This window comes from Campylobacter iguaniorum (assembly GCF_000736415.1).
In the GTDB taxonomy this organism is placed as follows: Bacteria; Campylobacterota; Campylobacteria; order Campylobacterales; family Campylobacteraceae; genus Campylobacter; species Campylobacter iguaniorum.
Genome location: NZ_CP009043.1, coordinates 158,653 through 181,421 on the forward strand (window position 1 = coordinate 158,653; position 22,769 = coordinate 181,421).

The following is a 22,769-nucleotide window of genomic DNA, read 5'->3' on the forward strand; positions in this document are numbered from 1 at the left end:
AATAGTCAGAAATTTTTTTATTAAGGATATTAATTGGACACGGAACCCGTTGTTATGATCATACTTGCTGCCGTTTTTATACTGCTAAATGGCTTTTTTGTTTTATCAGAATTTTCAATTGTTAAAGTTAGAAAATCGCGTCTTGAAGAGCTTGTCAAGGACAAAGTCCCAAATGCAAAACTTGCTTACAAGATGTCAAATTCTCTCGACACTTATCTAAGTGCCACTCAGCTTGGTATCACTCTTAGCTCTCTTGCTCTTGGTTGGATTGGCGAACCAGCAGTGGCAAACGTCATAGAAACACCACTAAACAAATATTTTGGTATCGAGGGCGTGGCTATTCATACAGTGTCATTTATCATAGCATTTACTCTTATTACTCTTTTACACGTTGTTTTAGGTGAGCTTGTGCCAAAATCAGTTGCGATAGCAAAAGCAGAAAAAGCAGTGCTTTTCATAGCTAGACCGTTGCATTTTTTCTGGCTTATATTTTTCCCAGTTATCAAAACATTTGATTTTATTGCAGCTTTAATGTTAAAAATCATAGGCGTAAAACCAGCCAAAGATAGCGATCTTGCTCACTCAGAAGAGGAGATCAAAATAATCGTCGGAGAGAGTTTAAAAGGCGGCGTTTTAGATAGTATGGAAAGCGAAATCATCAAAAATGCAGTTGATTTTAGCGATACAGTCGCAAAAGAAATCATGACCCCACGCAAAGATATGATTTGTCTAAATAAGCAAAAAACGCTTGAAGAAAATATGAAAGTCATAGGCGAGAGTAAATTTACTCGCTTCCCATACATCGATGGAAGCAAAGATATAGTCCTTGGAATGATCCATATAAGGGATATTTTGCAAAACGATTTGAGTGGCGCTGATACAAATTTAGACAAAATAGTTCGCAAATTTATCATAGTTCCAGAAAACAGCTCGATTTCTAAAATCTTAGTTATGATGAATAAAGATAGAATTTCAGCTGCACTTGTTGTAGATGAGTATGGTGGCACTGCTGGACTTCTTACTATGGAAGATATCATTGAAGAGATAGTTGGCGATATAAACGACGAACACGATGATAAAAACCAAAATTACAAAAAATTGTCCGCTTCATCTTATGAGTTTAATGGCAGATATGAGATCGAGGGCGTCGAAGAGCTTATGGGAATAACATTTGATGAAGAAACCGAGCAGCTTACGATCGGCGGATATGTGTTTAACTTATTTGAGCGTCTGCCAAAGGTCGGTGATAAGATAGAAGATGACAACTGCACTTATGAAGTCGTCAAAATGGACGGAGCAAGCATAAATACAGTAAAAGCCACTCTTAAAGATGAGCTAAGTCAAGAAGAAAACGACTAATAATACCCAAGACAGAGCGTATCAGTTAGCTTGATACGCTTTTCTAGCGGCGGTGGCGAAAAGTATTTACACTTTTCTATATAAATATGTGAATCATACTTTAAATTTAGATCATCATACAACTTCTTTAGATTTACAAATTTCAACCTACCTATAGAGATTATTTCTAGTTTTTTATACAAATTTGATCTGTTTGATTTGACAAGATGCGAGCTGGACAGTCCAGTCAAAGAGCAAAATGCACTAGAAAGTACAAATCCATCTAAATTTAGGCATAAATTTATAAGATGTTGGTATTTTTGGGGAATTGATTTTTTATATAAGAAGACAGTTCTTGAGTTTTCATAGGTAGCGTGTATCTCGTTTTTCCAGAATTTGTAGGCATTTGAGCTTATATTTGCCAAATTTGATAGCTCATAATTGCAAATATATCCATCTAAAAACTCATTTGATGCCAAAACTCTTTTCATATTTACTCCTAAATTTAGCTTATTTTACTAATTTCCCCCTTAAATTATAAATTTATTAGTGTAAATTTAATCTAGTTGTGGAACAATCTATATAAAAATCCCCCAAACCCACCCCTATTTTGCATAAAAATATAGAAATTTAATCGATTTCCCCAACTTTTCTCAATTTCCCCAATTCTTTAAGCTATATTTAAGTATGTCTCTTGTATAATTCCAGCTCACGAAATGAGAAAGACCTTCTATCTTCTTCTAGATATTAGAAATCACTTCACTTTTCGATGTTTTTTAAAATTATAAATGTTAAACTATTTTTTATAGTCAATCTTTGAAATCTAAACAAGTGATCGATTGAGCCAGAACTACTTTTTAAAGTAAGTTCTATAGTATAAAAATAATTATATTATCTTTATACTTATTAATATATAAAACTTAAAAGTTTTTAGATTAAAAACTTCATAATAAATTTGGGTTTATCCCAAATTTATGCTGACTTTTCATCTGCAAGATAAAAAGTCTTTTGCATAAATTTTATGGAGAGTTTGATCCTGGCTCAGAGTGAACGCTGGCGGCGTGCCTAATACATGCAAGTCGAACGGAGATTTAAGAAAGCTTGCTTTTTTAAATCTTAGTGGCGCACGGGTGAGTAATGTATAGTTAATCTGCCCTACACTGGAGGACAACAGTTAGAAATGACTGCTAATACTCCATACTCCTTCTTAACATAAGTTAAGTCGGGAAAGTTTTTCGGTGTAGGATGAGACTATATTGTATCAGCTAGTTGGTGAGGTAATGGCTCACCAAGGCTTTGACGCATAACTGGTCTGAGAGGATGATCAGTCACACTGGAACTGAGACACGGTCCAGACTCCTACGGGAGGCAGCAGTAGGGAATATTGCTCAATGGGGGAAACCCTGAAGCAGCAACGCCGCGTGGAGGATGACACTTTTCGGAGCGTAAACTCCTTTTCTACAAGAAGAACCATGACGGTATTGTAGGAATAAGCACCGGCTAACTCCGTGCCAGCAGCCGCGGTAATACGGAGGGTGCAAGCGTTACTCGGAATCACTGGGCGTAAAGGACGCGTAGGCGGATTATCAAGTCTTTTGTGAAATCTAACAGCTTAACTGTTAAACTGCTTGAGAAACTGATAATCTAGAGTGAGGGAGAGGCAGATGGAATTGGTGGTGTAGGGGTAAAATCCGTAGAGATCACCAGGAATACCCATTGCGAAGGCGATCTGCTGGAACTCAACTGACGCTAATGCGTGAAAGCGTGGGGAGCAAACAGGATTAGATACCCTGGTAGTCCACGCCCTAAACGATGTATACTAGTTGTTGCTGTGCTAGTCACGGCAGTAATGCACCTAACGGATTAAGTATACCGCCTGGGGAGTACGGTCGCAAGATTAAAACTCAAAGGAATAGACGGGGACCCGCACAAGCGGTGGAGCATGTGGTTTAATTCGAAGATACGCGAAGAACCTTACCTGGGCTTGATATCCTAAGAACCTTGTAGAGATATGAGGGTGCTAGCTTGCTAGAACTTAGAGACAGGTGCTGCACGGCTGTCGTCAGCTCGTGTCGTGAGATGTTGGGTTAAGTCCCGCAACGAGCGCAACCCACGTATTTAGTTGCTAACAGTTCGGCTGAGCACTCTAAATAGACTGCCTTCGTAAGGAGGAGGAAGGTGTGGACGACGTCAAGTCATCATGGCCCTTATGCCCAGGGCGACACACGTGCTACAATGGCATATACAATGAGATGCAATATCGCGAGATGGAGCAAATCTATAAAATATGTCCCAGTTCGGATTGCTCTCTGCAACTCGAGAGCATGAAGCCGGAATCGCTAGTAATCGTAGATCAGCCATGCTACGGTGAATACGTTCCCGGGTCTTGTACTCACCGCCCGTCACACCATGGGAGTTGATTTCACTCGAAGCCCGAATGCTAAACTAGCTACGGTCCACAGTGGAATCAGCGACTGGGGTGAAGTCGTAACAAGGTAACCGTAGGAGAACCTGCGGTTGGATCACCTCCTTTCTAGAGTACATACTAGTAAGTCTCACAACTGCTAGTTAAGAAAGAGGTCTCAATCACACTTGTTTAGGTTTGAGAGATTGCTATATTGGGGAATTAGCTCAGCTGGGAGAGCGCCTGCTTTGCACGCAGGAGGTCAGCGGTTCGATCCCGCTATTCTCCACCAATAGTTTAATATTTTATAAAAGTCTAATTTAAGAACTAACATTAGTTTTTAAATTAGACTTTTGTCTAAAGTTATTTAAATTATCATTGTTAAAAGTCACAATCAAGTTTTAATAAATAAAACAATTTTACAGGACTTGTTAGAGCTTTAAATATAGACTAGTTTAGCAAATAGTTAATTAAACAATCTGTTATCCCAATAACTAAAATATTAACTATCAAGTTTAACATCACAATCTATTAAGTTTTAAAACTTACTTAGTAGTAGTTAATGCTTTCCGTCTTATAGTATATATTTAAATATTGTAAAATATAAATTATCAAATTTATTTTTTATCTTTAACAAGGAAGTGATGCAAATTAGAATAATAATCTAAACAAAAATATAAAAACTTCTCAATTCCGAAATACCAAATTTAGTATTAAGTTTGTCTTTATGGAAAATGAACACAATATTTATATTGTGTTGTGCTTTAGGTGGGTTGAGGGAGTGCTTGCACTTCCCATCGGAACAAGAGCTTTGCTCTTGTGAGAAGACTAAAAAAGGTAAGCTACTAAGAGCAAATGGTGGATGCCTTGGCTAGTAGAGGCGATGAAAGACGTGCCAGGCTGCGATAAGTCTCGGGGAGCCGTCAAGGGGCTTTGATCCGGGAATTTCTGAATGGGGCAACCCAGTTAATAGTGATATTAACTACTGTATTTACAGAGCTAACGTGGGGAATTGAAACATCTTAGTACCCACAGGAAGAGAAATCAAAAGAGATTACGCTAGTAGCGGCGAGCGAACGCGTAAGAGGGCAAACCGTTAGTTTACTAACGGGGTTGTAGGACTGCAACATAGACTTAAACAAACTAATAGAATAACCTGGAAAGGTTAGCCATAGTGGGTGATAGCCCCGTATATGAAAGTGCGTTTATACTTAGCAGTATCCTGAGTAGGGCGGGACACGTGAAATCCTGTCTGAAGCTGGGGAGACCACTCTCCAACCCTAAATACTACTACTAGACCGATAGTGCACAAGTACCGTGAGGGAAAGGTGAAAAGAACTGAGGTGATCAGAGTGAAATAGAACCTGAAACCATTTGCTTACAATCATTCAGAGCACGATTCTTTATGACGTGTGATGGACTGCCTTTTGCATAATGAGCCTGCGAGTTGTGGTGTCTGGCGAGGTTAAGGAAACCCGGAGCCGTAGCGAAAGCGAGTCTTAATAGGGCGTATAGTCAGATGCTGCAGACCCGAAACGATGTGATCTATCCATGAGCAGGTTGAAACTGGTGTAAGAGCCAGTGGAGGACCGAACAGACGGCCGTTGAAAAGGCTCCTGATGACTTGTGGATAGGGGTGAAAGGCCAATCAAACATCGTGATAGCTGGTTCTCTCCGAAATATATTTAGGTATAGCGTTGTGTCGTAATTATAAGGGGTAGAGCACTGAATGGGCTAGGGCATATACCAATGTACCAAACCCTATCAAACTCCGAATACTTATAATGTAATCACAGCAGTCAGGCGGCGAGTGATAAAATCCGTCGTCAAGAGGGGAACAACCCAGACTAACAGCTAAGGTCCCTAAATCTCATTTAAGTGGAAAACGATGTGGAGTTACTTAAACAACCAGGAGGTTGGCTTAGAAGCAGCCATCCTTTAAAGAAAGCGTAATAGCTCACTGGTCTAGTGATTCTGCGCGGAAAATATAACGGGGCTAAAATGAGTACCGAAGCTTTAGACTTAGTTTTTAACTAAGTGGTAGGAGAGCGTTCTATTCAGCGTTGAAGGTATACCGGTAAGGAGTGCTGGAGCGGATAGAAGTGAGCATGCAGGCATGAGTAGCGATAATCTAGGTGAGAATCCTAGACGCCGAAAACCCAAGGTTTCCTACGCGATGCTCGTCATCGTAGGGTTAGTCGGGTCCTAAGCAAAGTCCGAAAGGGGTATGCGATGGAAAATTGGTTAATATTCCAATACCAATTATTATGTGCGATGGAAGGACGCTTAAAGTTAGTGGAGCTAGCGGATGGAAGTGCTAGTCTAAGGGCGTAGGTTGAGTTATAGGCAAATCCGTAACTCTTTATCCGAGACCTCAAAGGCTCACGACGCTCTTCGGAGTTGAATGAGAATCCATGATACTATCGAGCCAAGAAAAGTTTCTAAGTTTAGTAATAATTGCCCGTACCGTAAACCGACACAGGTGGGTGGGATGAGTATTCTAAGGCGCGTGGAAGAACTCTCTTTAAGGAACTCTGCAAAATAGCACCGTATCTTCGGTATAAGGTGTGCCTAACTTTGTTAGTAGATTTACTCTACAAAGCAAAGAAGGTTACAACAAAGAGTCCCTCCCGACTGTTTACCATAAACACAGCACTCTGCTAACACGTAAGTGGATGTATAGGGTGTGACGCCTGCCCGGTGCTCGAAGGTTAATTGATGATGTTAGCTCTGCGAAGCATTTGATCGAAGCCCGAGTAAACGGCGGCCGTAACTATAACGGTCCTAAGGTAGCGAAATTCCTTGTCGGTTAAATACCGACCTGCATGAATGGCGTAACGAGATGGGAGCTGTCTCAAAGAGAGATCCAGTGAAATTGTAGTGGAGGTGAAAATTCCTCCTACCCGCGGCAAGACGGAAAGACCCCGTGGACCTTTACTACAGCTTGACACTGCTACTTGGATAAAGATGCGCAGGATAGGTGGGAGGCTTTGATCTATAGACCCTGGTTTATAGTGAGCCATTGTTGAGATACCACTCTTCTTTATTCGGGTAGCTAACTAGCCTAAGTTATCCTTAGGTAGGACAATGTCTGGTGGGTAGTTTGACTGGGGCGGTCGCCTCCCAAAATGTAACGGAGGCTTACAAAGGTTGGCTCAGAACGGTTGGAAATCGTTCGTAGAGTATAAAGGCATAAGCCAGCTTAACTGCAAGACATACACGTCAAGCAGAGACGAAAGTCGGTCTTAGTGATCCGGTGGTTCTGTGTGGAAGGGCCATCGCTCAAAGGATAAAAGGTACCCCGGGGATAACAGGCTGATCTCCCCCAAGAGCTCACATCGACGGGGAGGTTTGGCACCTCGATGTCGGCTCATCGCATCCTGGGGCTGGAGCAGGTCCCAAGGGTATGGCTGTTCGCCATTTAAAGCGGTACGCGAGCTGGGTTCAGAACGTCGTGAGACAGTTCGGTCCCTATCTGCCGTGGGCGTAAGAAGATTGAGGAGAGTTGACCCTAGTACGAGAGGACCGGGTCGAACTGGCCACTGGTGTACCAGTTGTTCTGCCAAGAGCATCGCTGGGTAGCTAAGCCGGGATGTGATAAGAGCTGAAAGCATCTAAGCTCGAAGCCAACTCCAAGATGAATCTTCTTTTAAGAGCTCTAGTAGACTACTAGTTTGATAGGCTGGGTGTGTAATGGATGAAAGTCCTTTAGCTGACCAGTACTAATAGCTCGTTTGCTTATCTTTATATAAGCATCACTTCCTTGTTAAGGATAAATTATATTCTTGCAAAGAAATCAGTTTTACCAATTAAAACTAAAAAGACTTTTAACGATAATTATCTAACACAAACAGTGTTAAATAAGAGAATAACTAAACATTCTTTTATTTAACACTGCCCGTGGCTATACAGATGAGGAAACGCCTTGCTCCATCTCGAACCAAGAAGCTAAGCTCATCATGGCCGATGATACTCTCTCTTACTGGGATGTGGAAAAGTAGGTCGCTGCGGGCTTTGTGTTATTATTCACTTTATTTCAATCAAATCTTTTTACCAACCAATATTTTATTTATTTCAATAATACTTTTTATTTTTAGTTCTTTATTTATATAAATTAAATTCTATTGATTAGTTTAATGTTTTACCATTGATGTAGTGCATTATTATTAATCAAATGTTTATGTTGAATTTTATCTTTTATTGATTTAGAACCATTTATTTATCGATCAAAATCTTTAGCTTATTATCAATCAAATTTTTATATTAAATTATCTTTTTTATTAATTTAGTCTTATTACTTTTTAATTGAATTTTATGTATGAGTAAATGTTTAATGAATTTATTTCTTTTAATTAGTCAAATCTTTTTTATTTCAAATCGTTTCTTTATTAGTTAAAATCTTATTTTATTTATTAAGCTCTTATGATATGATAGTCTTATTTTAAATTTAATATTTTTTATTAATACAATGTCTTACTACTTTTTATTACTTATTAAATTTATCTAGATATTTAATGCTGCCTATTAGATTTTTTATGCTTGTTTGCAAATTTAATATTTTTATTACTATCTATATCAAGTTGTCTTATTTGCAAATATTATTAATTCAATCTTATTGATCAATATGTTTGATTTTATGTTTATGCTCTTATAATATTAGGCTATTTGTTTGGTATATATATGAAATGATAGGTTATTGGTGCTATTAATATTATTGATATTAATATGTATTTACATCTTAGTAGAATAAATTTAAGTTATTCTATTAATTTATCTTTTATTGATTTAATGGCGAGAAACTAAGTCAAGGTATAAGCCAAAATCCAGTAAGTAGATTTCAAACAATGTTAGCAAATCAAACCATAAGAACAATCACAAGATTACTTATTTAAAATAGAATGAATCAATTGGTTCTATACTTTTATTTCTAATCAAATAAAGAAATTTGCATCCTCATTAAAGATTATTTATCTTTGTGCTATTTTTTTAGTTTAAAATCATATAAGGGGAAATACATAAGCTAATCAAAAGAGCTAAAATATTTAAATTTTATAATGGAAAACCATAAACATTATATGCAAAACATCATATTACTTTATTACTCTTAAACTAAAATAGTATTATTGTTTAAATCTACTTAACTAACCCCCAAGTGTTACCTTTCTTCTCATAGATTATATAATTATTACATCAAACAAGCTTATTAAGTTTAGTTTTAAAATATATGCTTATAATCAAGTAAATTCTAGTAAAAGGATAAGTAATGAATATGATGTTTAAGTTTGTATCTAGTATGGCTTTACTATCAAGCTTAGTTTATGGAGCTGTTAATCTAAATACAGCAAGTAAAGAGGAGCTAATGGCTTTGCCTGGCATTGGAGAGAGCAGGGCTGAAGCTATTATAGATTATAGAAATAAAAACAAATTTAATTCTATAGAAGATATTAAAAATGTTAAAGGTATAGGTGATAAAAGATATGAAGCTATAAAAGCAGATCTATCTATAAATGGAGACAATGATATATCAAATTTAAAATCTAAAGGTAATAGTAGTAAAAGTAGTAAAAAGGTTAAAGAGAAGAAAGATAAGATAAATAGCGATATTAAAAAAGATAGAACAGGTAAAGAGAAGAAGGATAAGAACCCAAAAGTAAAATAGATAAAAGAGTGCAAAACCTTATTATTTGTAAATTTATCTCAAAAGGGTAAATTTACACTCTCTCTAAATATGTGAAAAATTGTAACATATTTTTTACTTATTAATATTTTAGTTTAAGATAAGCGTAATAATAGTCGCTAAAATCCCATATATCCACGCATATTATACTGTGTTAAATTTACACTTTTATAAGTTTCATAGCTTATTTATCGTTATAATTTAAACCACTCAACTAATTATATTTACAAACTTCTTATTTTGGCAATATTTTGTATTATTACTGCAATTAAATTTCTTGCTTGAGTATTCAAGCTGGTTTATTTGGAGTAAAAATGCATATAAATTTAGTTCTAAGTTTTTTTCTCTACATATTTATAGTTTGCTTACTTATTGCACTATTTTATTTGACAAGAAAAATCGGCCCAAACAATCCAAACTCTTCAAAAAATAGAATTTACGAAAGCGGAATCACAAACATTTATGGCGGGATAAACTCAAGTATCAGCGTCAAATACTACATCGTAGCGATTGTGTTTGTGCTTTTTGATATAGAAGCTGTTTTTATGTATCCGTGGGCGGTGAGCCTAAGAGAGCTTGGCGTTTTTGGGCTTATTGAGATGTTTGTGTTTATGGGAATTTTGCTCATTGGTTTATTTTATATTTACAAAAAGAAGATTTTAAGATGGGAATAGAAACTTTAATCAAAAACGAAATTTTGCTTACTAGGCTTGATGATCTGCTAAATTGGGGACGCAAAAACTCACTTTGGCCTATGGCTTTTGGGACTGCGTGTTGTGCGATAGAGTTTATGAGTGCGGTATCTTCAAGGCATGATATGTCAAGATTTGGGGCTGAAGTCGTGAGATTTTCGCCACGTCAAGCAGATTTAATGCTAGTAGCTGGGACGATCTCATATAAGCAAGCTCCGATTTTAAAAGAAATTTATAACCAAATGTGTGAGCCAAAATGGGTCATCAGCATGGGCGCTTGTGCTTGTAGTGGTGGGTTTTATGACAATTACACCACTCTTCAAGGAGTCGACCAAATCATACCAGTCGATGTCTATATCAGTGGCTGTCCGCCTCGCCCTGAGGCCATCATAGACGCACTTTTAGCCCTACAAGAAAAGATATCAAGCTCATCGGTTCATGATAGACATAAAGATTTTAAAGGTTTGCTAGATGTTTGATAAAATTTGTTCTAAATTTACCGTGCTTGATAGCAAAAATGATGGAATGTTAAGCGTAAAAATATCTCAAAACGACATTTGTGAATTTGGCTTTTTTGCTAGAGATGAGCTTAAATTTGAGATATTAGCTGACGTGATTGGCGTCGATAATTTGGCTAAAAATGGCTGTTTTAGCGTGTATTATATTTTTAGAAGGCTTGATTCGGCTCTGCTTTGTGCGTGGGTGGATTTGAGCGGTGATGAGATCCATACGCTTTCGCATATTTATAGAAGTGCCAACTGGGCTGAGAGAGAGTGCTGGGATCAATTTGGTATCAAATTTACAAATCATCCAAATTTAAAAAGGATTTTAAATCACAAGGATTTCGTGGGTCATCCTTTGAGAAAAGATTATCCAATAGATAAGGGACAGCTACTTTTTGAGAGTGATAATTTGGTCGATGAAATGCAAAAAGAGCTTGTGGCAAAGGGTCTGGGCGACGAAAATGAAGAGTTCAATACTAAATTTACCTTTTTAAATTTAGGTCCAAGCCACCCTGCGACGCACGGCACTATTCGCAATTTCATGGCGCTTGATGGCGAAAAGATAAAGGCTTGCGTGAGTGAAATCGGCTATTTACACCGTGGATTTGAGAAGTCTTGTGAAAACCACACTTACGCCCAAATCATTCCATATACCGATAGGTTAAACTACTGCTCAGCGCTGCTAAATAACTTTGCTTATGCAAGAGCGATTGAGGGGATTTTAGGCGTGCAAATCACCGATAGAGCGAAATTTATGCGTGTGATTTTAGGTGAGCTTTCACGCATAATCGACCATGAAGTCTGCCTTGCTGCGATGTTTGTAGATATGGGAGCTTTGACAAATTATTGGTATCTTTATAATCCACGTGAGAAGATTTACAACTTTTTGTCTAAGCTCACTGGAGCTAGATTTACTAACTCATTTGTAAGAATTGGCGGCATGGCTGGTGACTTTTTTGAGGGCTGGGAGAGTGAGCTTCTTGGCTGCCTTGATGAAGTCCAAAAAGGCGTAGATGATACGCTAACTTTGATAGAAAATAACCGCATTTATCTCGACCGCGTCCAAAATATCTGCAAGATTTCAGCCAAAGACGCACTTAGTTTTGGCTTTACTGGGCCAAATTTAAGAGCGAGTGGGGTGGCTTACGACCTTAGAAAAGACGCACCTTATGATTTTTACGATAGTTTTGATTTTAACGTACCTGTTGGGAGCGTTGGCGATATTTATGACAGGATGTTTGTGAGATTTTTTGAGATAAAAGAGTCGATTTCTATCATCAAACAAGCCATAAAAAGCATTCCAAAAGGAGCAATAAACATAAGCGACAAAGACATAATGCTACCACCAAAAGAGCAAGTTTATGGCAATATAGAAAGCTTGATAAATCATTTTAAACTTGTTTTTGACGGGATCAAACTCCCAGCAGGGCATTATTACAGTGCTAGTGAGGGGGCAAATGGCGAGCTTGGATTTTTTACCTTGAGCGATGAAAAACCTAGCCCATATCGCTTGAAGCTTAGACCGCCTTGTTTTTACGCACTAAATGCGTTTTCGCACATGGTAGATGGGACTTTGATCGCTGATAGTGTGCTAAATTTAGGTAGCTTAAATATTATCGCAGGGGAGCTAGATAGATGAGTTTTAAATTTACACCCGAAGAGTTAAAAAGCATAGAAGAGCTTAGAAGCAAGGTTGATGATGATAGGGCTTTGGTCATGCCAGTGCTTTGGATGGTTCAGCGCAAGCAAGGATTTATTGGCAACGATGATATTTTGTACCTTGAGCGTGAGCTTGGGATTAGGGCGATATTTTTTGCTGAGGCGATAGGCTATTTTGCTATGTTTAATGATGCTAAAAAAGGTAAATATGAGCTTAAATTTTGCAAAACTATAACCTGTAAACTGCGTGGCAGCGATGAGCTTATTAAATTTTGTGAAAATTTGCTTGGTATCAAAATGGGTGAGACTTCAAGCGACGGGCTTTTTAGTCTTGGGGAGAGCGAATGCCTTGGATACTGCGAAAAAGCCCCTTGTATGCTTTGTGGTTTGGAGCAACATGCAGAGCTAAATGAAGAGAAATTGGAGAGTTTAATACAAAAAATAAGGCAAGAAAATGCAAGTCGTTAGTGCTAAATTTGACATCAAAAACGCAAACCAAATAGAAGTAGCAAAACAACACGGCGCTTACTCAAATTTAAAGCAAATTTTGAGCCTTGAGCCAAGCCATATAATGGATTTGGTAGATAAAAGTGGGCTTCGTGGTAAAGGCGGCGGTGGTGGAAGCTGTGGTGCGAAATGGAAAAATATGGTTGCCTACGCAAGCAAAACTAACGCCCAAAAACGCTACCTTGTGATAAATGGCGATGAGAGTGAGCCCGGTACTTGTAAGGACAAATATATACTAAATTTAGACCCACATCTTTTGATTGAGGGTATCATCATCTCAGCCCATGGGCTTGGTGCGAGTAGGGCTTTTGTGTATATTCGTGGGGAGTATGAAAGAGAGTTTGTAAGCCTAAATAACGCTATAAAAGAGGCAAAAGATGAACTTGATGGCTTTGAGATTGTGGTTTATAAAGGTGCTGGAGCGTACGTATGTGGCGAAAAAACTGCACTTTTAGAGAGCATTGAGGGCAAAAGAGGTCACCCAAGACTAAAACCGCATGATAAAAAAGAGCCTGATTTTTTATTTGGCTCACCATGCGTGGTAAACAACGTTGAAACCATAGCTAGCGTGCCTTTTATAGTCAAAAATGGCTGGGAAGCTTATAGGAGCTTTGGTACTGAGCAAAGCCCAGGAGCCATGCTATTTCAAGTTAGTGGCTGCGTAAACAGCCCTTGCGTCAAAGAGCTTCCATTTGGCTACAAAATGATAGATTTTATTAACGAATTTGGCGGTGGAGTGTGGAGGGGAAGAGAGCTAAAAGCAGTTATCCCTGGAGGATCGAGTGCTGCGGTGCTTACTAAAGATGAAGTGCTAAAAGCGACTTTGGATTATGAGAGCCTAAAAGAGTTTAAAAGTGCTTTGGGGACTGGCGGAATGATGGTTTTTGATGATAGTGTGAGTATGCCAAATGTGCTTTTAAATTTGCTTGAGTTTTACACTGAAGAGAGTTGCGGACAATGCACGCCGTGCCGTGAGGGCTGTGGCTGGGGGCTAAGAGTGGTAGAAAAAATCGTTCATGGCGAAGGTAAAATGAGTGATTTGCAAACTCTAAAAGACATCTGCTATATGCTCGATGGCAAGACAGTTTGCGTGTTTGCTCCAGCTGTTAAAGATGTGATAATGGGCTTTATTACTAAATTTGAGAGCGAATTTAAGGCCCTCATAAATGATTAGGCTTGGTTTGTGAGCGATTTCGTGGGAGACTTAAAAATTTCTGACTTCAATGGACTATCTGTCCTATTTTGTTTGTCAAAATTTTTTACGCAACCCACAAACTCATCTCACAACAGTTTGCCATAAAGTGTGGTTTTAGAGATTAATTTTAGGGTAAAAAAATGGTTGAAATAATTGTAGATAGTGAAAAATTTCAAGTTGATGAAAATGGAAATTTGATAACCGAACTTAAAAAGCACGGCATAGAAATCCCGCATTTTTGCTACCATGAAGCACTTGGGGTGAGTGGGAATTGCAGAATGTGTCTCATCGAAGTAGTAGGTCAAAAACGCCCGCAAATCGCCTGTGATACGCCTATTTCTGCAGGTATGGAGATCAAAATCAACAGCGAATTAACAAGAAAAGTCCAAAAAGGCTTGCTCGAAATGGAGTTTATAAATCACCCACTCGATTGCCCGACTTGCGACCAAGCTGGAGAATGCTCGCTTCAAGAGTACTATATGAAATTTGATAAAGAGGGTTCTAGAGTGGCCGTGGCTGACAAGGTCAAAAAGCATAAACGTGAGGATTTTGGCTCAAATGTCATTCACGATGAGGAGCGTTGCGTGCTTTGTAGGCGTTGCGTGAGATTTACTCAAATTTGCTCCAAGACTTATGAGCTTGGCATCGGTGGGCGTGGGGAGCATAGCAAAATAATGCTTTTTAATGACCAAAAAATAAACAATCCTTACGCTGGAAATATCGTCGATATTTGCCCTGTTGGTGCTATGACTTCGGCTGATTTTCGCTTTAAAAGGCGTGTGTGGCACTTAAAAACAACTGAAGCGATCTGCCAAGGCTGTGAAAGAGGCTGTGCGTTGAGCGTCGATAGTGACAAACCAAAATATGAAAACGAGCAAATTTACCGCTTTAGAGCTAGATTTGATGAGAGTGTAAATGGGCATTTTATCTGTGATTTTGGCAGATACAGCTACAAATTTGAGCAATTAATAGAGCCAAAAAATGATAATGCTTTGCTAAATTTAAAAGATGAGTTAAAGGCTAATTTGTCTAAATTTGACGTGCTGGTAACTTCATCGCTTAGCACTGAGGAGATGAGTGCGGCTATCAAATTTGCTAAGAGTTTTGGGGCAAATTTATATGGTTATGATGATTTTAGGGATGAGAGTTTTTGTGACTCTGAAGGGCTCAAACTTCGCTACCCAAACAAAACTGCAAACAAAAAAGGCTTAGAACATCTCCAAACCAGCACTGATCTAACACACATAAAAGATAGAGTAATTGTATTTCATTTGGGCGATAAATTTGAGCTAAATTTGAAAAATCCGACCTTTATAATGCCAAGAAAGCAAGCAGACATCATCTGTGCGAGTGCGTATCACAGAGACGGACATACGATAAACTGCGACGGAATTCTCAGATTTAGCAAGGCGGTTTTAAGCCCAGTGGCACCAAGCATCGAGCAAATAATCGCGTATTTGATGGATGAAAAGGAGGCAAAATGACACTACTTATCATTTTAAGGATAGTTTTTATCCTATCATTTGTGCTTGTTTTGATACCTGTTCTTGTTTTGCTTGAGCGTAAAATCTCAGCCTTTATCCAAGATCGCCCAGGTCCAAACCGCACAAACATAGCTGGAATCCGTCTTGGTGGGCTTGTCCAAGCCTTAGCCGACGCTCTAAAACTAGCTATCAAAGAGGATTTCACGCCTAGTTCAATTCGCTCGAAATTTTTATTTGCACTAGCGCCGATGATTTTATTTTTGCTTAGTACTCTTACGATTGCAGTTGTGCCATTTAGTGATTATTTCACGCTTGATGGGGTTAAATATCTTATGCAAGGTATTCCGTTTGATGGTGGAATTTTGTGGTATTTGGGACTTGCGAGCCTTAGCGTTTATGGGATTATTTTGGCTGGTTGGAGCTCAAACAATAAATACTCACTTCTTGGCTCGCTAAGGGCAAGCTCTACAGTCATAAGCTACGAAATCCCGCTTGGGCTTTGCGTGGTTAGTATGATTTTGACTTATAATTCTATTAGTTTAAATGATTTTGTTTTAGCTCAGCAAGGCTCATTTTTTGGGCTTCCAGCTTGGGGATTTTTGATTCAGCCTTTAGCTTTTATTATCTTTTTGGTTTGTGCTTTTGCTGAGACAAATAGAGCTCCTTTTGACGTGGCTGAGGGCGAGAGCGAGATAGTAGCTGGATATCATCTTGAGTATTCTGCGATGAGTTTTGCTATGTTTTTTATGGCTGAATACATCGCAATGACAGCTATGGCGGCACTCATTGTGACTATATTTTTTGGTGGATATTCGCTTCCGTATTTAAGTAGTAGCGATTTGATGCAAAACTATGAGCTAACGCTTGTTTGTTTGGCTATTTTTGTGAGTGTTTTTGGTTTAATTTTCATTCGTTGGCTAGTCAAAAACAACGTCACAAGATACAAAACAAAAGCCGACCACAGAAAAAGAGAGAATAAATTTTATATAGCCATGGCGTTGCTTGTGGTTTTGGCAATCGACCTTGTTTGCTTGTATTTTTATGCTTACTCACTTGAGAGTTTTGGCAAAGAGATGATGGCTCTAGTCATCAATGCAAGTGTGTTTAGCGTCAAGACTTTTGTAATGCTTTTTGTTTTTATCTGGGTTAGATGGACGATGCCGAGATTTCGCTACGACCAAATCCAGCGTCTTGGCTGGGAAATGCTTATGCCGCTAGCCATTTTAAATATTATCATAACAGCTTTGGTGGTGATCTATGTCAATTAAAATCAAAAAAATAACTAGAAATAAGATGAGCTTCAAGCAGCGAATTTATCTATTTTACATCTCTCTTGGAATGCTTAGGACATTAAAGCACTTTTTTAAAAATTTGCTAAATACCAAAAATATTGATTTCTTGGAATATCCTGAGCAAAAGCCAACTGACATCACGTCTCGTTACCGCGGCCTTCATAGACTGACTAAAAACGAAGATGGCGAGCTAAAGTGCGTGGCTTGTGATATGTGCGCGACTGCTTGTCCTGCGAAGTGCATTTTTATCATGGCAAGCGAAGTTGAGAGCAAGAAAGAAAAAGCTCCGATTAAATTTAGTATCGATATGCTTGAATGCGTCTATTGTGGACTTTGCGTGGAGGCTTGTCCGAAGGATGCTATCAGAATGGATAGTGGGATTTATACCAAAACTGGCTTTGATAGGCAGTCGTTCGTCCGTGATATTGTAGAGCTTTCAAACACAAAAGGAGGCTTTTAATGGAGCTATTTTTGTTTATAAATTTTTCATTTTTTGCTATTTTAGGAGCACTTGGGCTTGTTTTTTTCAAGCTTCCGCTTCATAGTGCTTTGAGCTTTATCGTAAGTCTTGTGGCAGTGGCTGGGCTTTATCTTTTGCTTTTTGCAAAGACTTTATTTTTGATACAAATCGTTGTTTATGCTGGAGCGATAATGGTTTTAAGCGTGTTTGTCGTGATGTTTTTCAACGTCAAAGAAGACAGGCTTTTTGCTAAATTTGGTTTAAAAAGCTTGGTTTGGTTGGTGCCAGTTTTTGTGATGTTTGGGTTTGTTTTGAGCCAAATTTGGCTACTTCCAGGCGATTTTCCTATCGTGTCACAAAATTTTGGTGAAATGAGAGAGCTTGGGGTCTATCTATTTTCAAATTTAGCCATTAGCTTTGAGGCGATTTCAGTTTTGCTAACAACTGCACTTATTGGAGTTGTGGCGGTTTTGAAAGGTAAAAATCATGCTTAATTTGTATTTGAGTGTTGCAATTATTCTTTTTGTTATCGGCGTGGTCGGGGTTTTGGCTAGAAAAAATATATTTAGCGTGTTTATGTCAGTCGAGCTGATGATAAATGCGGCGGCTTTAGTTTTTGCTAGTTTTGCAAGGCAAAATTTGAGCTTTGATGGACACGCTGCAGTTATGCTAATAATCGCTCTAGCAGCGGCTGAAGCGAGCTTTGGGCTAGCTCTCATCGTGCTACTTTACAAGCAAAAAAGCAGCCTAAATATAGAAAGTTTCAATGAGCTAAGGGATGGAAATGCTAATTAATATTTTGATTATATCGCCTTTTGTCGGGGCTATTTTGCTTGGATTTTTGTATTTGCTAAGGCATAAGCTTAAATTTAGCCAAGGTTTATTTGCCACTCTTGGCATGAGCGCTCCCATTGTTAGCTTGATCTGTGCTGGAGTGCTATTTTTTGGGCTAAAAGAGCCATTAAACGTGACTTTGTTTAACTGGATAGGAGTTGGTGAGTTTAGTATAAATATTGGATTTTATCTTGATAGCCTTAGCCTTTTAATGGGATTTTTTGTTACATTTTTGGCAGCTTTAATTCATTTTTATTCTATTGGATATATGAACGGCGAAGATGGATTTGGGAAGTTTTTTGCCTATATGAATCTATTTTTAGGCTCGATGCTCGTGCTTGTTTTTGCTAGCAACCCGCTTGTGATGTTTGTAGGCTGGGAAGGCGTGGGAGCTTGTTCGTATTTGCTAATAGCTTTTTATTTTGAGAGTAAAGACAATGTCAAAGCCGGAAATAAGGCGTTTATAGTAAACCGCGTGGGAGATTTTGGCTTTGTGATTGGACTTGCTACTTTGTATTTGGCTGTGGGAAATCTGGGCTTTGATTACGAAAGCTTGAGCCAAAATGCAAATTTAATCCCTGCAAATTTAGCTATGATAATTGGAATTTGCTTCATCTGTGGAGCTTTAGCAAAGTCTGCTCAAATCCCACTATACACATGGCTTCCTGATGCGATGGCAGGCCCTACGCCAATCTCTGCGCTCATTCACGCTGCTACTATGGTCACAGCTGGGGTTTATATGATTGTCAGATTTGACTTTTTGTATGCAAATTTAGGCTCCTTGCTTGAGGGCTTAGCGCTTCTTGGTGCGTTTGGCGCGCTTTTTGCTGGTATCATCGCCACAAAGGCAACCGATATCAAAAAAATCCTTGCCTACTCGACCATGAGCCAGCTTGGATATATGTTTGCTGGACTTGCGTTTTCTGCTCAGGCTTCAATGTATCATCTTTTTACTCATGGATTTTTTAAGGCACTTTTATTTTTGGGTGCAGGAGCTGTTATCATCGCACTTCATCATGAGCAAAATATCTTCAAAATGGGAAATTTACGCTCACAAAAAATGCTTTTTTACCCTATGCTTTTTGGTACTTTGGCAATTTGTGGAGTCTTTCCTTTTGCTGGATTTTTTTCAAAAGATGCTTTGATACTTGGGGCATTTTTGAGTGGGAATTACCTTATTTTTGGGATTTTACTTTTTACTGCTGGGCTGACAAGTTACTATATGTTTAGGCTGTTTTTTCTTGTTTTTTATTCCAAAAATCAAGCCCCAAAGGTGCATAAAGTGCCATTTAGTATGATTTTTGTAAATGTGATTTTAAGCGTTTTTGCCCTGCTTGGTGGGTTTGTGGCTGTGTTTTTAGACCTTGCTCACGTGGATTTGGGTGCTGAGATTATTGGCGGGATTGTGAGTCTTGGAGTGGCGTTTGTGGGAATTTTCATAGCTTATAAGAAATTTTATAATTATCAAAACAGGGCTGAGAGCTTGGGCAAATTTGAGAGCGTTGTGGCAAATAAATTTTACATCGATGAGATTTATGACTTTGTTTTTGTAAAAAGCTTGAAAAATCTAAGCGTGATTTTCAAAGAGATTTTTGATGAGAAGATTTTGGCTCCACTTGTAAATTTGGTGGCAAATTTAGTCAAGATTTTTGGCGTGATTTATACAAAAATCACCCAAAACGGACTGGCAAATTCATACGCTTTTTATATGGTTTTAATGATAGCGATTTTTGTTTTATATGTAAAGGTTGAATTATGATGGCAAATACCTTAAATTTGATGATTTGGACGCCATTTATTGTGGGTATTTTGGTGCTACTTTGCACCGATAAAAACGGCAAGATTTTAGCTCTGCTTAGTAGTTTGATTGTGAGCGTTTTTGGGCTAGTTTTATTTTATAAATTTGACCCGCTTGGCGAGTATTTTTATACTTTAAGTTTGGTTCCAAAATACGGCATAAACTACGCAGTTGGCGTGGACGGGCTAAATTTACTCTTGATTCTTATCATATCTTTTGCCTTGCCACCGCTGTTTTTGCGTATCAAAAATCCAAAAAAGGGCTACTGGGCAAATCTGCTTTTTATCCAAAGTGGATTTTTTTTGGTGGTGAGCGCTAGGGATTTGGCGCTTTTTTACGCTGGTTGGGAAGTGATGTTGTTGCCGATTTTTACTTTGATTGGGATTTTTGGCAAAGATGAGAAACGCGTGAGAGCTGCCTTTGAGATGATGTATTATGCGATATTTGGCTCGATGGTGATGCTTGGAGCTATCATCTATCTTGGGGCGACTTATTATTTGCAAAATGGTGCGTTTAGCTTCTTGCTTAGCGATTTGATTAAGCTAAATTTAAGTGGCGCTGAGCAGAGCGTTTTATTCTTTTGTTTTATGCTTGCTTTTGCTATCAAAATCCCGCTTTTTCCATTTCATTTATGGATGGCAAAGGCTTACACGACAGCTCCAACGAGTGGCACTTTTATGCTTTCAGTCGTGGCGTCTAAGGTCGCGATTTTGGCTATTTTGACCTTTGTTTTGCCACTTTTCCCAAACGCATTTATCCAAAACGCCTCTCTTTTTGTCTGGCTTGGGATATTTTCTATGCTTTATTTTGGGGTTGAAGCCTTTAGACAAAGGGATTTTAAAACGCTCCTTGCTTACGCTTCAGGCTCTCACCTTGGACTGATTTTAGCAGTTATTTTTAGTTTAAATTTGCAAGGCTGGGTCGGCTTAATGTATCAAATCGTAGCCCACGCGATGAGTAGCGGAATGATGTTTTTGCTTGTTGGAATCATTGCCAAACAGCTTGGCACAAGGGATTGCTTGAAGCTTGGAGGACTTGCTATCAAAGCCCCTGTTTTTGCACTATTTTTTGCAATAGCGATGGTTTCAAGCGTGGGACTTCCTTCGACTATCGGATTTGTGAGTGAGTTTTTGATGCTTCTTGGACTATTTAAAGCAAATTTAATCTATGGAGCCGTGGCGACTTTATCTATTATAATTGGCGCGGCTTATATGTTTGTCATATATAGAAAGGCGATTTTGCAAAGCACAAATAAACTAACTGCGAGCTTCAAAGACCTTAGCGTCAAAGAAAGCGTGGCGTTTTTGATACCGATAGTTTTGATTTTTGTGCTTGGACTTGCGCCAAATTTATTCTTAAACAAGATCAAGCCAGGGCTGCAAAATCACTATGAAACATACATAAAACCAAATTTAGGAGGCGAGAAATGACAGCTTTAATACCTTTTTTACTAGCCCTATTTTTGGCATTTTTAAACATATTTTTGTGCGCCATAAAGATAGATAAAAGAAGCTCAATCAACCTAAATTTGATCTTTTGGGCGATTATTTTGGTGTTGTTAATTCTTTTTAAAGATGAGTTTGGCGCTGGAAATTTGGATAGGATTTTTGATGGATTTATCTTAGCTGACAAATTTGCTTTTGGCTTTAGCGTGATTTTAAGCGTTGCTATGATGATATTTTTGGTTTCTAGCCTTTATAGCGATGAGAGCAGGTTTTACAAGCCTGAGATGATAGCGCTTGGAAGTTTGGCGAATTTTGGCTTAATGGCGATGAGCTTATCGGCTGAACTTATTCTTACTTTGATTTTTGTAGAGATTGCATCAATCGCGGTTTATGCGATGATCGCCATGGATAAAAGCACCAAAAGTGTTGAGAGTGCGTTTAAATACTTTGTGCTTTCGTCGTTTATGAGTGCGTTTTATCTGCTTGGGGCTGGGCTTATATTTGGTGTTACTGGATCTACGAAATACGAAATTTTAAGCGCGAATTTAGGTAGTAGCACGCTTGGGCTAATCGGCGTTATTTTGGTGCTTAGTATGATGTTTTTTAAGATTGCGATTTTTGGATTTTATAGGTGGAGCGTGGATGTTTATTTTGGTGCAAATACCAATATAAGCGGATTTTTAGCCTCATCATTTAAGCTTGGGGCGTTTGCGATTTTGATTAAATTTTGTTTTGTTTTTGAGCTGTCAAATTTAAATATTTTGCAAGGATTTTTCGCTATTTTGGCTGTGCTTAGTATGTTTGGCGGCAATCTCTTGTCTCTTGGGCAAAATGATGTCAAAAAGATACTTATAATGGCTGGAATCGTGCATTCTGGCTATGTTTTTATAAATTTAGCTTCGTATTCACAGGGCGTTTCGCTCTATCCTGCGCTATTTTATCTATCTACTTATATAATAGTCGTGGCTTTTGCTTTTGGGCTTTTAAACTCGCTTTTTGGCGGCAAAAATGTAAGTATAAGTGAGCTTGGAGGGCTTTATAAAACAAAGCCACTTGAAGCTTTTGCCTTTGTTCTCATCTGTCTTTCTTTTATAGGATTTCCTTTTAGCGTGGGATTTTTGGGTAAGGTTTTTATATTTTCAAGCGCGGTTGAGAGCGGACAGGTTTATCTGGCTGTTTTTGGTGTGATAAATACGATTATTTCAGTGTATTATTACCTAAAAATCATCTCTAGCATATATTTTGGCTCAAATCCAAATTTGGCTTTAATTAACTCAAATAGTAGCTGGGCGTTTGCTTTTGTGGCGATTTTGTTTATACTTTTAGAAGGAACTGGGCTGTTTTCGCTGATTAGCTTTTTTGAATTATTTTAAATTTGCAAGCCAAATTCAAGGCTTGCATAAAAATTTTGATTTTGTATTATTTCTTTAACTCCTATTAAGCAAATTTATAGCATAATTTAGTAATATTTTTAAATAAAG

At 38.2% G+C, this 22,769-nt stretch carries 15 protein-coding genes, 1 tRNA gene, 3 rRNA genes and 1 pseudogene; 19 read left to right on the forward strand and 1 reads right to left on the reverse strand.

Annotation, left to right across the window (positions count from 1 at the left end):
- The first annotated feature begins 54 nt into the window (after nt 1–54).
- On the forward strand, nt 55–1,359 hold the full coding sequence (locus CIG1485E_RS00820) for a hemolysin family protein (RefSeq protein WP_038452663.1): 1,305 nt from the start codon (nt 55–57) through the stop codon (nt 1,357–1,359).
- Here CIG1485E_RS00820 and CIG1485E_RS00825 read toward each other — a convergent pair.
- Nucleotides 1,356–1,829: a hypothetical protein gene (locus tag CIG1485E_RS00825; RefSeq protein ID WP_038452665.1), complete on the reverse strand. Its 474-nt coding sequence runs from the start codon at nt 1,827–1,829 to the stop codon at nt 1,356–1,358. The genes CIG1485E_RS00820 and CIG1485E_RS00825 overlap by 4 nt on opposite strands.
- 527 nt (nt 1,830–2,356) lie before the next feature.
- Here CIG1485E_RS00825 and CIG1485E_RS00830 point away from each other — a divergent pair.
- The 18 genes and pseudogenes from CIG1485E_RS00830 to CIG1485E_RS00915 all read left to right on the forward strand — a co-directional run bounded on the left by CIG1485E_RS00830 (nt 2,357) and on the right by CIG1485E_RS00915 (nt 22,661).
- A 16S ribosomal RNA gene (locus CIG1485E_RS00830) occupies nt 2,357–3,871 on the forward strand.
- An 87-nt stretch (nt 3,872–3,958) separates the two neighbouring features.
- Nucleotides 3,959–4,034: transfer RNA gene (locus CIG1485E_RS00835), tRNA-Ala, on the forward strand.
- A 543-nt stretch (nt 4,035–4,577) separates the two neighbouring features.
- A 23S ribosomal RNA gene (locus tag CIG1485E_RS00840) occupies nt 4,578–7,488 on the forward strand.
- A gap of 150 nt (nt 7,489–7,638) precedes the next feature.
- Nucleotides 7,639–7,756: ribosomal RNA gene (rrf, locus tag CIG1485E_RS00845) — 5S ribosomal RNA — on the forward strand.
- Together the 16S, 23S and 5S rRNA genes with 1 tRNA gene alongside form the textbook arrangement of a ribosomal RNA operon.
- A 1,258-nt stretch (nt 7,757–9,014) precedes the next feature.
- A pseudogene (locus CIG1485E_RS09560) lies at nt 9,015–9,248 on the forward strand (ComEA family DNA-binding protein); the annotation flags it as partial.
- Between the two features lie 485 nt (nt 9,249–9,733).
- Nucleotides 9,734–10,093, forward strand: a complete 360-nt coding sequence (locus tag CIG1485E_RS00855; protein WP_038452667.1) for an NADH-quinone oxidoreductase subunit A — start codon at nt 9,734–9,736, stop codon at nt 10,091–10,093.
- Nucleotides 10,084–10,590: an NADH-quinone oxidoreductase subunit B gene (locus tag CIG1485E_RS00860; protein ID WP_038452670.1), complete on the forward strand. Its 507-nt coding sequence runs from the start codon at nt 10,084–10,086 to the stop codon at nt 10,588–10,590. Before CIG1485E_RS00855 ends, CIG1485E_RS00860 begins: the two co-directional genes overlap by 10 nt.
- A gap of 46 nt (nt 10,591–10,636) precedes the next feature.
- Entirely contained in the window at nt 10,637–12,253 is a 1,617-nt protein-coding gene (locus CIG1485E_RS00865; RefSeq protein ID WP_038455475.1) for an NADH-quinone oxidoreductase subunit D, read from the forward strand.
- Nucleotides 12,250–12,741: an NADH-quinone oxidoreductase subunit NuoE family protein gene (locus CIG1485E_RS00870; RefSeq protein ID WP_038452672.1), complete on the forward strand. Its 492-nt coding sequence runs from the start codon at nt 12,250–12,252 to the stop codon at nt 12,739–12,741. Before CIG1485E_RS00865 ends, CIG1485E_RS00870 begins: the two co-directional genes overlap by 4 nt.
- Entirely contained in the window at nt 12,728–13,954 is a 1,227-nt protein-coding gene (nuoF, locus tag CIG1485E_RS00875; protein ID WP_038452674.1) for an NADH-quinone oxidoreductase subunit NuoF, read from the forward strand. Before CIG1485E_RS00870 ends, nuoF begins: the two co-directional genes overlap by 14 nt.
- Before the next feature lie 161 nt (nt 13,955–14,115).
- Nucleotides 14,116–15,459, forward strand: coding sequence for a 2Fe-2S iron-sulfur cluster-binding protein (locus tag CIG1485E_RS00880; protein WP_038452676.1), 1,344 nt, complete (start codon nt 14,116–14,118; stop codon nt 15,457–15,459).
- Nucleotides 15,456–16,727 carry a complex I subunit 1/NuoH family protein gene (locus CIG1485E_RS00885; protein ID WP_038452679.1) on the forward strand — a complete coding sequence of 424 codons (1,272 nt, stop codon included), beginning with the start codon at nt 15,456–15,458 and terminating at the stop codon, nt 16,725–16,727. The genes CIG1485E_RS00880 and CIG1485E_RS00885 overlap by 4 nt, the downstream gene beginning before the upstream one ends.
- Complete coding sequence (locus tag CIG1485E_RS00890; RefSeq protein WP_200876039.1) at nt 16,717–17,211, forward strand: NuoI/complex I 23 kDa subunit family protein; 495 nt, start codon at nt 16,717–16,719, stop codon at nt 17,209–17,211. Before CIG1485E_RS00885 ends, CIG1485E_RS00890 begins: the two co-directional genes overlap by 11 nt.
- Nucleotides 17,211–17,705: an NADH-quinone oxidoreductase subunit J family protein gene (locus tag CIG1485E_RS00895; protein ID WP_038452682.1), complete on the forward strand. Its 495-nt coding sequence runs from the start codon at nt 17,211–17,213 to the stop codon at nt 17,703–17,705. Before CIG1485E_RS00890 ends, CIG1485E_RS00895 begins: the two co-directional genes overlap by 1 nt.
- The gene (nuoK, locus tag CIG1485E_RS00900; protein ID WP_038452684.1) at nt 17,698–18,006 is read left to right on the forward strand and encodes an NADH-quinone oxidoreductase subunit NuoK; all 309 of its coding nucleotides are present in this window, start codon (nt 17,698–17,700) and stop codon (nt 18,004–18,006) included. The genes CIG1485E_RS00895 and nuoK overlap by 8 nt, the downstream gene beginning before the upstream one ends.
- Nucleotides 17,996–19,804 (forward strand): NADH-quinone oxidoreductase subunit L, encoded by a 1,809-nt coding sequence (gene nuoL, locus CIG1485E_RS00905; RefSeq protein ID WP_038452686.1) that lies wholly within the window; start codon nt 17,996–17,998, stop codon nt 19,802–19,804. Before nuoK ends, nuoL begins: the two co-directional genes overlap by 11 nt.
- A complete protein-coding gene (locus CIG1485E_RS00910; RefSeq protein WP_038452688.1) occupies nt 19,801–21,273 on the forward strand; it encodes a complex I subunit 4 family protein in 1,473 nt (490 codons plus the stop codon). The genes nuoL and CIG1485E_RS00910 overlap by 4 nt, the downstream gene beginning before the upstream one ends.
- The gene (locus tag CIG1485E_RS00915; protein ID WP_038452690.1) at nt 21,270–22,661 is read left to right on the forward strand and encodes an NADH-quinone oxidoreductase subunit N; all 1,392 of its coding nucleotides are present in this window, start codon (nt 21,270–21,272) and stop codon (nt 22,659–22,661) included. The genes CIG1485E_RS00910 and CIG1485E_RS00915 overlap by 4 nt, the downstream gene beginning before the upstream one ends.
- Nucleotides 22,662–22,769: the final 108 nt, after the last annotated feature.